The sequence below is a fragment of the Corynebacterium silvaticum genome, from assembly GCF_002162115.2.
GTDB classification, from domain to species: Bacteria; Actinomycetota; Actinomycetes; order Mycobacteriales; family Mycobacteriaceae; genus Corynebacterium; species Corynebacterium silvaticum.
The window spans coordinates 1055033-1068896 of the sequence record NZ_CP021417.2 but is presented as its reverse complement, the minus strand read 5'-3'; the positions used below and the strand labels follow the sequence as shown (position 1 = coordinate 1068896).

13 protein-coding genes and 1 pseudogene are annotated in these 13864 nt (G+C 55.2%); 3 read left to right on the top strand and 11 right to left on the bottom strand.

The annotated features are described in order from the left end of the window. Nucleotides 1–14: 14 nt before the first annotated feature. From CBE74_RS17520 to CBE74_RS17505, 4 genes and pseudogenes are all read right to left on the bottom strand, one after another. Nucleotides 15–809, bottom strand: coding sequence for an electron transfer flavoprotein subunit beta/FixA family protein (locus CBE74_RS17520; protein ID WP_087453813.1), 795 nt, complete (start codon nucleotides 807–809; stop codon nucleotides 15–17). A gap of 116 nt (nucleotides 810–925) precedes the next feature. Then, a pseudogene (locus CBE74_RS17515) lies at nucleotides 926–2138 on the bottom strand (THUMP-like domain-containing protein). Between the two features lie 17 nt (nucleotides 2139–2155). Then, nucleotides 2156–2962, bottom strand: a complete 807-nt coding sequence (locus CBE74_RS17510; RefSeq protein WP_087454864.1) for an NUDIX hydrolase — start codon at nucleotides 2960–2962, stop codon at nucleotides 2156–2158. Nucleotides 2963–3063: 101 nt separating this feature from the next. Continuing rightward, nucleotides 3064–3912 carry an ABC transporter ATP-binding protein gene (locus CBE74_RS17505; protein WP_087454863.1) on the bottom strand — a complete coding sequence of 283 codons (849 nt, stop codon included), beginning with the start codon at nucleotides 3910–3912 and terminating at the stop codon, nucleotides 3064–3066. Between the two features lie 94 nt (nucleotides 3913–4006). On the opposite strand from CBE74_RS17505, the gene CBE74_RS17500 reads away from it, so the two are divergent. Together CBE74_RS17500 and glgB are read left to right on the top strand one after the other, a co-directional pair. After that, complete coding sequence (locus CBE74_RS17500; protein WP_087453812.1) at nucleotides 4007–6022, top strand: alpha-1,4-glucan--maltose-1-phosphate maltosyltransferase; 2016 nt, start codon at nucleotides 4007–4009, stop codon at nucleotides 6020–6022. Between the two features lie 31 nt (nucleotides 6023–6053). Then, entirely contained in the window at nucleotides 6054–8252 is a 2199-nt protein-coding gene (glgB, locus tag CBE74_RS17495; protein WP_087453811.1) for a 1,4-alpha-glucan branching protein GlgB, read from the top strand. A gap of 60 nt (nucleotides 8253–8312) precedes the next feature. On the opposite strand, the gene CBE74_RS17490 is transcribed toward glgB, so the two are convergent. Continuing rightward, nucleotides 8313–9206 carry a tetratricopeptide repeat protein gene (locus CBE74_RS17490; protein ID WP_087453810.1) on the bottom strand — a complete coding sequence of 298 codons (894 nt, stop codon included), beginning with the start codon at nucleotides 9204–9206 and terminating at the stop codon, nucleotides 8313–8315. A gap of 116 nt (nucleotides 9207–9322) precedes the next feature. After that, nucleotides 9323–9640 carry a thiamine-binding protein gene (locus CBE74_RS17485; RefSeq protein ID WP_087453809.1) on the bottom strand — a complete coding sequence of 106 codons (318 nt, stop codon included), beginning with the start codon at nucleotides 9638–9640 and terminating at the stop codon, nucleotides 9323–9325. Between the two features lie 201 nt (nucleotides 9641–9841). Between CBE74_RS17485 and mce the strand changes: the two genes are divergently transcribed. After that, nucleotides 9842–10300, top strand: a complete 459-nt coding sequence (gene mce / locus CBE74_RS17480) for a methylmalonyl-CoA epimerase (RefSeq protein ID WP_087453808.1) — start codon at nucleotides 9842–9844, stop codon at nucleotides 10298–10300. A gap of 53 nt (nucleotides 10301–10353) precedes the next feature. On the opposite strand, the gene CBE74_RS17475 is transcribed toward mce, so the two are convergent. The 5 genes from CBE74_RS17475 to atpD all read right to left on the bottom strand — a co-directional run bounded on the left by CBE74_RS17475 (nucleotide 10354) and on the right by atpD (nucleotide 13864). Further along, nucleotides 10354–10638 (bottom strand): hypothetical protein, encoded by a 285-nt coding sequence (locus CBE74_RS17475; RefSeq protein WP_087453807.1) that lies wholly within the window; start codon nucleotides 10636–10638, stop codon nucleotides 10354–10356. Next, on the bottom strand, nucleotides 10638–11321 hold the full coding sequence (gene nucS / locus CBE74_RS17470) for an endonuclease NucS (RefSeq protein ID WP_087453806.1): 684 nt from the start codon (nucleotides 11319–11321) through the stop codon (nucleotides 10638–10640). Before nucS ends, CBE74_RS17475 begins: the two co-directional genes overlap by 1 nt. An 18-nt stretch (nucleotides 11322–11339) precedes the next feature. Continuing rightward, on the bottom strand, nucleotides 11340–11834 hold the full coding sequence (locus tag CBE74_RS17465) for a DUF2550 domain-containing protein (protein ID WP_087453805.1): 495 nt from the start codon (nucleotides 11832–11834) through the stop codon (nucleotides 11340–11342). Nucleotides 11835–12033: 199 nt separating this feature from the next. Then, nucleotides 12034–12405: a F0F1 ATP synthase subunit epsilon gene (locus tag CBE74_RS17460; protein ID WP_087453804.1), complete on the bottom strand. Its 372-nt coding sequence runs from the start codon at nucleotides 12403–12405 to the stop codon at nucleotides 12034–12036. A gap of 13 nt (nucleotides 12406–12418) precedes the next feature. Then, nucleotides 12419–13864: a F0F1 ATP synthase subunit beta gene (gene atpD / locus CBE74_RS17455; protein ID WP_013911278.1), complete on the bottom strand. Its 1446-nt coding sequence runs from the start codon at nucleotides 13862–13864 to the stop codon at nucleotides 12419–12421.

Here is a 13864-nt window from a genome sequence, read left to right as displayed (position 1 = left end):
TTCTTCTCCTTTGTTTAGATGAGCTTCTCAGCGGCTAGGAAGTCTGCGATAGCAGCGGCTGCTGTGCGTGGGTCGGTGTTGATCACGTCGCCACCTTGGCGGGCCGAGCGCTCCGTGGCTGCGGTAACAGCGGTGGCGGCATGTGCAAGCCCCACGTGTTCTGGGGCGACTCCTATGGACACCAAGTTAAACTGCTGAATTTCGGCCTTTTTAGCAGCCATGATGCCCTTGAAGTTAGGGAATCGAGGCTTATCCGCTTTTTCTGTGACAGCCACGATCGCAGGAAGCGTTGTTTCAAGAGCGAAGTCACCGTCATAGGTCTCCCTGATACCGCTGATGGTGTTCCCCGACAGGGTAATCTCACGCATGCTGGTGAGAGCGGGCTGCTGACGATATTCGCTGAGTATTCCGGGAACTGCTCCCATAGCGCCGTCGGAAGAGGCGGAGCCTGCAACGATGAGCGCGACATCTGGGATCTGGTTAATTGCGTTATTTAGTGCCCATGCGGTTCCCAAAACATCAGAGCCCGCGAGCGCGTCATCCGAGAGAAGAATCGCCTGATCGGCTCCCATAGCGAGCGCCTTGCGCAATGCTTCCTCGGAGCCTGCCGGGCCGGCGGAAAGGGCGACTACCGTATAACCAGCATCTGGATTGGACTCTTTAAGCCGCAGCGCTTGTTCCACCGCGTACTCGTTAATCTCATCGATCACAGAATCAACGTTGACGCGATCAAGGGTGAAATCACTCTCAAGCTTCTTTGTTGACCACGTATCGGGAACATTTTTGACCAGAGCCACGATTGCGGGCATCGGTGTCATCCCTTCTTTTCTTCTCTCAGGGCAGGAGTCGAGGTGACGTCCCTACCGAAAATCGAAACAGTCTCTTGTTTTATCTCGCGTCTCGACGACGCACACGTTGGGCAAGTCTAGTGCACAAAAGTACGGGGTGGTTCATCTGCGCACTCACGGGCCTCACAAATAAGCCCAACTCCTTGAGAACCGATGCGAGTACACAACACCGCCATGGGCCGCTTGCCTTTAAGCCCGAGCTTCTTTCTTAGTACATCCGGGTCCACGTCTACTCCGCGTACAAGGATCTCTAGGCTTCCGCAATCGTGCTTTTTTAATGCAGCTTTGAGCTTTTTCAACGGTACGGATTCCACAAAAGCAAAACCACTGCGTCCCTCTGGAATCACATCACCCGTCAGGTATGCGATCCGCTCATCTAGCATCCACAGTCCCTCGCGCCGGGCATAATGGCGTACCAGCCCTGATCTCACCACCGCACCGTCGGGGTCGATGAGATATTTCCCTGGGGCGTCCGCGCCGACATCGGAAGGCATAAGATCAGTAATTTTGTCTACGCGATGACTATCGGTGAGGTCTTCTGTTTTCGATGTGGTTATGAGAAGCGCCTCGCGAGTTTCTCCATCGCTCAATCCTGCTGTGTATAAGCAGGCCTCTTTTACTCCCCCCGTTCACGCTTGCCACGCTCACGAGTCCGTCCCACTCTGAGAAGTCAAGGCCCGGGGCGCATTTGATAGACAGCTCATGCCCCTGCCAGGTCTCTACGAGACTGGGAAGTGGCGGAATGAGTTGCGTCGGAGAAGTGATTCTTCGGCCACCGGCCCGGCGCGCGGGATCGGCCACAATGAAGCTTTCGCTTGTCGACGCCGGCCTGAGGGCGTCTGCTCGCGAGTAGAGAGCACGCGGCTCGTTAGACTGGGCCATCAACAAGCGGGCCTGATCGAGATCGCTGCCGTGATAGCCCACCCCGGCGTCGATAAGCGCGGCCCCCTCGGCGCCAATCGAACACGTGACATCGTGGACCAGCCCCTGGGGACAATGCGCAGCAATCCTTTCAGCCCTGCGTTGGGCTACCACGAGTGGAGTTGCTTGCTGTGCTGATTCGTGGCACATAAGCCACTGGCTAGGAAGTTTTCCTTTAGCCGCAGATCGGGAACTCACCAGTTCCATCACTGCACGTCCGTAGTCGCCAAATTCGGAACGGAAGAAAGCGCTGTCTTTGATGGCGCTTTCTTTGGTCATGGGGTGGTCTGCCGTCAGGCGTCGTTCTGCATCGGCGATTTTTTCCTCGTGGGCAACGAGGAAGCGCACCTCAGCGGGATGAAAACTCACGTGTAGGGCTATCTTTCTTAAAAACGTTTGGGAGGAACATACGTGAAAAACTCTTCGTAGAGAGGATCGTACTCAGGGATGCCCTTATAAGGCTTCATATCCGCTTTTCTCAAATGAGTGAGCAGGTCGGTCACGCAGTCGAACTGGTTCAGGGTCCATAGTTGCGCCCATGTGGGAAAGACTAGGCGTAAGAGCCCTGCCCTCCAGCCGTCCAAGATGAGCTCGGGGGAAAACCATCCGGTGGATGCCGCCTCACTGGTGTTTCCGTCCGGTTCTTGTCCTGGGGGTTGGACAGCGACGAAGGAAAACATGTCAAACCGGCGTTCGTCCTCATCGGGGCTCACCCACCTGGTCGAGGGGCGTAGCAACTCTGATCGCAGCATCAATCCGTTGCGTTCTAGCACCTGGGAGAGGGAAAGTCGGTGGCTTTCTAAAGCCAAGCGCTGCGAATGATAGGGAGTGGCATCCAAAATCGGGCGGCCATCTGCGTGCGAGGCAAGAAGGGTGCCGGTTTCCTCAAAAAGTTCGCGTACCGCAGCAAATAGTAGCGCTCGGGCTCTATTGCGATTAGTTCCTAACACTCGGGCCCAATGCATCAGGCTTGGGCCACCAAAAGTGTCATAAGGGGCATCTTCATGGCTCAGCTCAAAATCGCGAGCGTCAACGCCACCGCCAGGGAAAACGGTGGTGTTGGGGAACGTGGGCATAGAAGACACGCGCTCTTGCACGTACACTTCCATGCCTAGCGGCGAGTCGCGAACCATCAATACGGTGACAGCAAGCTTGGCGCCGCCAAGGCCCAACATCTCCTCAGGTTCGTGCATGATCACCCCCACGATGCGCTCTGCAATCGTTCTCGTAGCCTGTGAACAAACAACGCATTACTGCTGTTTACCGCCAGTTGTTGAATGGTCTAGCAACAAGTCTACTTGCGATGCCTCGTTGCGCGTCTTTGCCGTCGGGCAAAATACCGACCATCTATCTTATCCACAGCGATCGGCTGGTGGAACGCCCTCGTCAGGTTTTCACTAGTGATCACATCGTCAATGAGGCCTTGTGCCACCACGGCACCTTCGTCGAGAAGCAAAGCATGCGTAAACCCAGGAGGAACTTCTTCCACATGGTGAGTAATCATGACGATTGCCGGTGCATCGGCGTCCATCGCGAGCTCGCCAAGATAAGCCACCAGGTCTTCCCTGCCGCCGAGATCCATGCCAACCGTTGGTTCGTCGAGAAGCAAAAGCTCCGGGTTGGTCATCAGCGCGCGAGCTACCAAGACCCGCTTGCGCTCGCCCTCGCTCAGCGTGCCCCAGGTTTGATCTGCAAGGTGATAGGCGCCGACTTGCTCTAAAATTTCCGTAGCTCGCCCCAGGTCCCACTCTTCATATTCTTCTCGCCAGCGACCCAAAATCGCATAGCCTGCGGAGATAACCAGGTCAGACACTTTTTCATCCGCTGGGATTCGATTGCCCAGAGCGGACGAGGAGACACCAATCATTGCACGCAGATCGCGCATGTCAGTCCGACCGAGTTGTTCCCCCATAATCCAAAGCTTTCCTTTGGAGGGAAATTCCTCGGCGGCAGCCATGCGAATCAACGTGGTTTTTCCGGCGCCATTCGGCCCCAAAATCACCCATCGCTCATCGAGCTCAACCTGCCATTCAACAGGACCAACCAATGTTTTACCGCCACGTTTGAATTCCACCTCGGAAAAGTCGAGGAGTAGATCAGGGTTACGGGGCTCGATCTCAGCGTTTGTCATGCCTTCCATCATGACGGATTTCTCACTGTCCATGTGGAAGTGACACAGGTGAACTACGCTTTAAAGATAGGTAACCCATCGACACCAGGAAGCGAGCACTGCTGAAGTGACAGGAAGACTTGCCATCGAAGACGTACGCCCACGCATATCGGGAGGATCGCAGCCTTCCAAAGCTGTAGTCGGAGAGATGATTCCCGTGAGTGCCCTCGTATGGTGTGAAGGCCACGACGCGGTGTCGGCAACGCTCAACGTCACCTCCCCGAGCGGCCAGGTGACTCGTACGATCATGACCCCCGCTCCCTTCGACCAAGACAAGCTGTTTTCCAGCTTTGTCCCCGATGCGATGGGAACGTGGAGCTTTCAGGTCGATGCGTGGTCCGATCCTATGCGCACCTGGCGCCATGCGGTGATAGCAAAAATTGAGGTAGGACAAGACGAAGACGATCTTTTTAATGATTTAGAACACGGAGCTCAGCTCTTTGAAAAAGCCGCTGCGCAGGCACCGAAGTCCGCTGCACACAAGCTTTTTGCTGTGGCTGATTCTCTGCGTTCCAGCCAACCACTGCGGGCTCGCGTGGCACCAGCGCTGAGCAAGGAGATTCATTCCATTCTCCGCGAGCATCCCGTACGGGAGCTGCTTACCCGAGGACAAAGCCATACCGTGCTGGTAGAACGCCGCGATGCGCAGTTCAGCTCATGGTATGAGCTCTTCCCTAGATCTACTGGGGGCTGGGATGCTGATGGGACCCCCGTGCACGGCACGTTTTCTACCACGGCCCAAGCTCTTAAGCGAGTAGCGGCCATGGGCTTTGATACCGTCTATTTCCCTCCTATTCATCCCATTGGTTACATCCACCGAAAAGGGAAAAACAACACCCTGATCGCTGAGTCTGATGACGTCGGCTCGCCATGGGCAATCGGTTCCGCTGACGGCGGACACGACGCAGTACACCCACAGCTAGGAACGCTCAAAGACTTTCAAGACTTAGTGTCCACAGCCGAGAAACTCGGTCTTAACATTGCGCTTGATCTCGCGTTGCAGGCAGCCCCCGACCACCCCTGGGCGCGTACCCACCAGGACTTTTTTACGGTGCTTGCCGACGGCACAATCGCATATGCAGAAAATCCTCCCAAAAAATATCAGGATATTTACCCGCTGAATTTTGATAACAATAAGTCGGCTATCTACGCAGAACTCAAGCGCATCGTTCTGTTCTGGATTGCACAAGGCGTGACGGTATTCCGCGTTGATAATCCGCATACAAAACCTGCCAACTTCTGGGAATGGCTCATCAGTACCATCCATGACACGCATCCTGAGGTCATCTTCCTAGCGGAAGCCTTTACCCGCCCGGCGCGGCTTTATGGGCTTGGCAAGCTTGGCTTCACCCAGTCTTATACGTATTTTACGTGGCGTACCACCAAGACTGAGCTGGAAGAGTTTGGTACTGAGATAGCCGCGATGGCGGATTCCTCTCGCCCCAATCTTTTTGTTAACACTCCAGACATCTTGCATGAGAGCCTGCAGCATGGCGGGCGTGCCATGTTTGCGATCCGGGCAGCCCTTGCCTCCACATTGTCTCCGCTGTGGGGAGTGTACTCCGGGTTTGAGCTCTATGAGCACGAGGCAGTTTCAGCTGGCAGCGAAGAATACCTGGACTCTGAGAAGTATGAACTTCGTCCACGCGACTTCGCCGCAGCCCTCGAACAGGGAAATTCCCTCGAGCCCTACCTTGGCACGCTCAATGCAATCCGGCGCGCACACCCTGCCTTACAACAGCTTCGGGTTATTGACTTCCACAACACCGATAATGACAACATCATTGCTTATAGCAAAGTCGATCCCGTGTCTGGCGACGCCATCCTCGTGGTGATCAATCTGGATCCTGAACACGCCCATGCAGCCACCGTGGACCTCACCATGAGCGCTATCGGACGTGATGACACCGATCACTTCACTGTCACAGATTTAGTTACAGGTGCTCAATTCCCTTGGAACAAACGCACCTATGTCCGGCTAGATCCCTGCGCAGACGTCGCCCACATCCTGCAGCTTCCCGTTGTGGATGAAAACAAACGTGAAGCACTCTCCTGGCGCACGCCCACCGACTATTCCAACTAATTCTCATCGTTGAAAGGATCCCACCATCCCCATGATTTCTTCTTCCGATCCCGTCCGTATCGACGATGATGTTCTCGGTCGGCTGCGGTATTGCCAATTCCACGACCCTCACGCGGTCTACGGCTGCCACCCTATCGACGACTCCCACGCCGTCATTCGCACCCGCCAACTTGGGGCAGAGGCCGTCACAGTCACGCTGACAGACGGGTCAACACACGTACTATCTCCCATCGGCGACGATATCTTCGCAGCAAGTGTAGACGCATCGTTGGCCACTGATTATCGCCTCAACGTCTCGTGGGCCGGAGACAAGACGTTGACCACCGCCGACCCTTATCATTTCCTTCCTACTCTGGGGGAACTAGATATCCACCTCATCCGAGAAGGAAGGCACGAACGTCTCTGGGATGTCCTAGGCGCGCACGTTCGTACTTTTAGCACGGAACTAGGCAACGTCACAGGCACCTCCTTTGCCGTATGGGCCCCCAATGCCACGGGCGTTGCCGTCGTTGGCAATTTCTGTGGCTGGAACCCTAATCAGTACCCCATGCGCTCTCTGGGAGACTCGGGTGTCTGGGAACTGTTCGTCCCTGGCATTCAGGCTGGAGAAGTGTACAAGTATGCAATTCATACTCGGGAGGGGCACCGGATCGACAAAGCCGACCCGCTAGCGCGCCACGCAGAGGTAGCCCCTGCTACGGGTTCCATCGTCGCGGATTCCGGTTATGAGTGGCAAGACGCCGACTGGATATCCAAGCGTGCTACTCGCGACCATGCCGCTCAACCGATGAGTATCTACGAATGCCACTTGGGTTCGTGGCGAGAAAATCGAACCTATAAGGACCTCGCATCGGAGCTCGTCGACTATGTTTCTTCTCTCGGATACACCCACGTAGAGTTCCTCCCAGTCGCCGAGCATCCCTTTGGCGGATCCTGGGGATACCAAGTCTCCGGCTATTATGCTCCCACGTCGCGATGGGGAACCCCCGATGAGCTTCGCATGCTTATCGACGCTTTCCACCGCGCTGGTATCGGAGTCATCATGGACTGGGTCCCCGCGCATTTCCCCAAAGACTCCTTTGCTCTCGGGCGCTTCGACGGCCAGCCTCTCTATGAACACCCCGACTGGCGTCGAGGAGAACAAAAGGATTGGGGCACCTATGTCTTTGATTTTGGGCGCAATGAAGTCCGCAACTTCCTTGTAGCTAATGCCCTGTATTGGATAGATGAATTCCATGTCGACGGCCTGCGCGTGGATGCTGTTGCCTCCATGCTCTATCTTGATTACTCCCGCGAGGCCGGCGAATGGCTGCCCAATATCTATGGGGGCCGAGAGAATCTAGAAGCAGTGCAATTCTTGCAAGAAATGAACGCCACTGTGCATAAGACGTTCCCCGGTGTTCTTACCATCGCAGAAGAGTCCACCTCATGGCCCGGAGTCACCACTCCTACTGACCACAATGGCCTTGGTTTTAGCATGAAGTGGAACATGGGCTGGATGAACGACACCCTCGAATACTTCTCCCTAGACCCCATACACCGGGCTTATCACCACAACGAGATCACGTTCTCCATGGTCTATGCCTATTCAGAACGCTTTGTGCTTCCCTTTAGCCACGATGAAGTAGTCCACGGCAAGGGATCACTGTGGACGCGGATGCCTGGCGACGCATGGAATAAAGCCAGCGGGCTACGCACCCTCTACGCCTACATGTATGCCCATCCAGGCAAAAAACTGTTGTTCCAGGGTCAAGAGTTCGGTCAAGTGATGGAATGGTCCGAAGGTCGTTCTCTTGACTGGGACAACCTCGTCGGTTGGGAAGGCGCGTACCACGAGGGACTCATCAAACTCATCCGCGATCTCAACTTTGTGTACCAAGATAATCCTGCGCTCTATACCCAGGACAATGGTCCTGAGGGCTTTAGCTGGTCTAAGTCCAATGATGCAGACAACAACGTCTTGTCTTTCATCCGATATGGATCTACCGGAGAAAAGATTCTTGCAGTATTTAACTTTGGCGGTAGCTCCCAGCCGCATTACAAGTTGGGGGTGCCAGAAGGCGGACGTTGGGAATGCATACTCAACACCGACGCCGGCGTATATGAAGGCGCTAACAACCTTCTGGAACACACCATCACCGCATGGGATACCGAGTGGGACGGATACGAGCACTCCCTCACGGTTCATATTCCTGCGATGAGTGGGCAGTTTTATCGCTGGATAGGCTAAAAACACGAAGCCGCCGCATATGCGGCGGCAGACTGACTTTTAACGTCCCACATCGTGTACCTAGAACAACGCGCTGGCCATCTTTCCCCGCGCTGCAATCACCCGCGCGTCTGTGGGATCAAAAAGCGCGAACAGTTCCAATAACCTAGCCCGGACTTCATCGCGTCCTTTGACCATGGAGATGAGCCGGTCGAATGCCGCCTCAGGAACGCCCGCAGCGATTTCTGCATCCGCAGCGGCAAAAGCCAAATCAACGTCGTGTGGGTCTGCGTCTGCGGCTGCAATCGGATCCACATCGCCACGAGCTGTGTTCAATCGCGCAAGCAAGCGTGCATTATCGCGGGCCTGCAGAGCCATCTGATTTTTGGGTTCTTGAGCAAGAATCGACTCATACACAGCAATCGCGGATTCAAAGTCGCCGTTATTCAATGCGTCAGTCGCTGCATCAAACCGAGGATCGGACGCATCCTCTTCTTGGTCATGGGCTAATCCCTCTAGCTGGCCTGCTACGGCTTTGACCACAGCGTCGGTCCACTGCTTGAGAGCGTCGAGAGGCTGTCCGCCTTCAAAGTTTGCTAGCGGGCGACCGGCAGCAAGCGCGACAACCGTCGGCAAGCCTTGAATCCCAAACATCTGCGCGATGTCTGGAGTCGAGTCTGCATCTACGTAAGCAAAGATGAAGCTCTTCTGCGAGGCCTTTGCAAGCTGTGAAAAATCAGCTTTGAGTTGTTCGGATTCCGGGCTGCGCGCAGTCCCTAGGAGAACGATGACCGGTACCTGTTGAGAGCGCAGCAGCACTTCTGCCTCAACGTTGTCCCGGGTAACCACGACTACTGCCGGGATGCCGTTCGGTGATTGGGCTGCTTGTTGCCGTGCCTCCGCGCGCGACTTCACCTCACCCAAATCTATCGCGCCAGCCACAAAACGATGCGGTGTGGAGTTCGGATTAGTCACTTACGTATCCTCCTAATAGTTTCTTTCTGCAGCAGCTTTTCTAGAATGCCACGAAGCCAGATGTGGCGCATGACGGTGTTGTGTTTGTGCCCGTCCAGCGCAAATGTTGCAGCTTTCTAGGCCCCTTCTAGGCCTTCTGCAAGGTGATGCTCCACAGATTCCACTTTGGAACGAATCTGCCCGGTGTAGCCAGGCCTAATATCGGCTTTGATGACTAATCCAACGCGAGGCGAGACTGCCAGGACCGCGTCGGTAGCCTTTTTCACCACCTCCATAACCTCGTCCCATTCCCCCTCAATCAGAGTGAACATAGCGTTTGTTTCATTGGGCAGGCCAGAGTCTCGGACGACTTTTACGGCTCGCGAGACTGCCAGGGACATCTCAGCTTCAGAATTAGGAACTTCGGTGGGGACAACGGAAAACGCAAGAATCATGCCCCTAAGACTACTCGGATCGCTGCGCTCTGCGGTTAAGGTGGTGCAGACGCAGGGCATTCCCTAACTTTGAGTGCTGTGAGCGGGTCTGTGGTGCTACCAGTTTCTAGGAGGTAGTTCATGGCATATGTCATAGCGCATGGAGGACGTCACATTTTAAACCTAAACATGGCACCTCCCACGTCACTATGATGAGGAAGTATGAGTACTGATATCAACTCCATCGACATTCCTCATGAGCTCGTCACGTGCCTCGACCACGTCGGAATCGCGGTCCCGGATCTGGATGTCGCAGTCGAGTTCTACCGCTCTGCATTTGGTTGGGTCAATCATCACCAGGAGACCAATGAAGAGCAAGGCGTTATTGAAGCTATGGTGGGTCCCAAGAACCCCAAAGAAACTGATGGCATGATTCAGCTGTTGGCTCCGTTGAATGAAGAATCCACTATTGCTAAATTCATCGACAAAAAGGGCCCTGGTCTCCAGCAAATGTGTCTGCGCACCAGTGACATCGACGCACTATGCTCGTACCTCCGCGAGCAAGGTGTGCGGCTACTCTACCCCGAGCCAAAGACCGGTACCGCCGGCGCTCGCATCAACTTTGTTCACCCCAAGGATGCAGGCGGAGTCCTCCTTGAGCTGACCCAGCCTCAGAAGTAAATACATCCGCTTCCATACGTTGAAGAGCTAGGTTAACGCCTAGCTCTTTTTGCTTATCGACGTTCCCAGCACGCCCTGTGCCAATGGCGCCGATCCTCGGCCCCGCGCCCGGAATCTTTAGGCCACGCAACAATGTGGGCTATTCCTGGCGGGATATTCTGGTTACATCCCGGGCAAACATAAAATTTCGTGGCCGCGTGCGAACCCATATGGCGCATCATGTACATCTCACCATGTGTCCATGATGGCCCCTCAACAGCCTGGGTTCCATAGAAGCTAGCGCCGTCCCTGGGTAACGCACGGACCTCGGAGACAACGCGTCGATTCCGTCGGCCCATCAGAACAACCTGAGCTCGGGGGATTCAATACCGCGCAAGTTGTCATAGTCTAGGACAACGCATCGGATTCCACGATCTTCAGCCAAAGTCCGTGCCTGTGGCTTGATTTGCTGTGCGGCAAAGACTCCGGTGACTGGAGCGAGCAGTTCATCGCGATTGAGCAACTCCAAATAGCGCGTAAGTTGCTCCACACCGTCGATTCCCCCACGACGTTTAATCTCTACGGCAACGTTCAGCCCATCAGAGTCCCGGCACAAAATATCCACCGGTCCGATCGAGGTAGGATACTCCCGACGCACAAGAGAATAGCCTTCCCCTAGGGTCTCAATGTGCTCAGCTAAAAGTTCCTGCAAATGAGCCTCTACGCCGTCTTTTTGCAAGCCGGGGTCCTCACCCAGCTCATAGTACAAATCTGAGTGAACAGCCTCGACGGTAATGCGAAGCTGCTCCCCTTTCTTGTTTTCTACGATCCACAGCGCAACATTCGCACCGTCCTCTTCGACAGTGGTTTCCGTCAAAGTACACGGGGGCGTCATCCAGTTGAGCGGTTTATACGCCCTATCATCCGCGTGAATAGACACAGACCCATCGGCCTTTACCATTAAAAGACGGTCGGCTAGAGGCAAATGTGCTTCTAATCGACCAATATAATCAACCGAACAACGGGCTATGACTAAACGCATGTTCCATAGACTAGCGTGTCACCGATCGCGACGCTTACTCCGGTCAATCTTATTCTGGAGAATCGTATGATCCATGCGCTCTAACCTGCGACTAGGGGCAGATTCCAACCACGAGACAAGTCCCATAGAGTACGCATTATCCAGTGCGATCTCATAGCGAACCCCTCGGACCTTCAAAGAGTGAACAGTCGCACCATCGGCCAATAGCCGGATCTCACTGGGGTCCAGCTCCCGCGACCCCATGTAATCCACATCCTGACGATTAATAATCAGATCTGCCTTGGGAACCAGGGAACGCAGTTTAAAGTACTCAAGGGTCTCGCCCCTGTAGCGCATTGAACCGTGCCGCCAACGGCGCCCGGTGTCGGCTGGAAGCCTTCTAATCACAACCGCCGAGCCTTCACTCCGGACAACCAAAAAACGCCATGCGGCGAGCAGCATGACGAGAACGATGACCACCAAGATAATCCACAGGACGACCGACATCATACGCTCCACATCTGTCACTACCACACAGCGCTACGCCTGAGTTTTGTTTAATATCCTACAACGGTTCAAATCCTGTACAAACTGAGTATCTTGTTAAACCAAAAACTTTAAGCTATTACCAGCTCAAGAGACTTATAAGAAAGTTACTATACAAAGCATTATGGCCTCTCCGATCAATCGGAGAGGCCATAAAACTTAAGTGAGGAGGGCTACTGCCCTAATCCTAGGACTGCTTCATGCGACGAAGTGCCTTGAGCTCGGCCTGAGCGCGAGCCTTCTCGATGGCATCGTCGTCCTGCAGGTGGGACTCAGACTCTGAGGCGTTAACCTCGTCAGCCCATACTGCATACTCCGCGAGGATGGTGACCTTTTCCTTGGAGATGGAGAGGAAACCACCCTGCACGGCGGCAATGAGCTTGTCGCCGTTTACAGGACGGATGGTCACAACACCATTGTCGACCAACTGGCCGAGCATGGGCTCATGACCTGGCAGCACGCCGATCTCACCCTCGATGGTCTGCGCGGTGACGATGCTGGCCTGACCAGACCACAACATGCGCTCCACGGAAACCAATTCCACGGTGATGTCAGCCATGTGCTTGCCTCCCCTACTTCTCGGTCATCTTCTTGTACGCAGCCTCGACGTCGTCCAAGCCACCCAAGCCGTTGAAGGCCTGCTCTGGGTAGTGGTCAAAGTCGCCGTTGCAGATACGTTCGAATGCCTCGATGGTGTGAGCCAGCGGAACATAAGAACCTGGGATACCGGTGAACTTCTCTGCCACGAAGAAGTTCTGGCCCAAGAAACGCTCAAGGCGACGTGCGCGCTGAACGGTGATCTTGTCCTCTTCAGACAGCTCGTCCATACCAAGGATGGCGATGATGTCCTGGAGTTCCTTGTTCTTCTGCAGGATGTGGATAACGCGCTGAGCTACCTCGTAGTGACGCTCGCCGACAACACCTGGCTCGAGAATACGAGACGTAGATGTCAGTGGGTTCACGGCAGGGTAAATACCCTTGGAAGCAATAGCGCGGTCGAGCTCCGTCGTCGCGTCGAGGTGAGCGAAGGTGGTAGCCGGAGCTGGGTCGGTGTAGTCGTCGGCAGGCACGTAAACGGCCTGGAGAGACGTAATCGACTTACCCTTTGTGGAGGTAATACGCTCCTGCAGAACACCCATCTCGTCTGCCAGCGTTGGCTGGTAACCCACGGCAGAAGGCATGCGGCCTAGGAGGGTAGAAACCTCGGAACCTGCCTGGGTGAAACGGAAGATGTTGTCGATGAACAGAAGCACGTCCTGGTGCTGCACATCGCGGAAGTACTCCGCCATGGTCAGACCGGACAGCGCCACGCGCATACGAACTCCTGGAGGCTCGTCCATCTGGCCGAACACAAGAGCGGTGTCCTGAAGAACGCCCATCTCTTCCATTTCGAGGAAGAGATCAGTGCCCTCACGGGTACGCTCGCCCACGCCTGCGAACACCGAGGTACCGGAGAACTCGCGAGCGATACGGGTGATCATTTCCTGGATAAGAACGGTCTTACCCACGCCAGCGCCACCGAACAGGCCGATCTTTCCGCCCTTAACGTACGGGGTCAGCAGGTCGATGACCTTAATGCCGGTTTCCAGAATCTCGGTCTTACCTTCAAGCTGGTCAAAAGGTGGCGGGTCGCGGTGGATGCCCCACTGCTCACCATCACGGCCAAGACCTGGCTCGTCAAGGCAGTCACCCAGCGCGTTGAAGACGTGGCCCTTGACTACGTCACCAACGGGAACTGAGATCGGCTTACCGCTGTCGATCACAGCAGCGCCACGGACGAGACCGTCGGTCGGTGCCATGGACACGGCACGAACCAAGTTATCGCCGAGGTGCTGTGCAACCTCAAGGGTAATGGTTTTAGCGACTGCTTCGAGGGTGACCTCGACAGTCAGCGCGTTGAACAGTGCCGGCAACTCGCCACGCGGGAATTCCACGTCGACAACCGGACCGATGACGCGCACGACGCGGCCGGCGATAGCCGCCTGCTGCGTGTTCTGCTCTTCAAGAGCTGTGGTCAT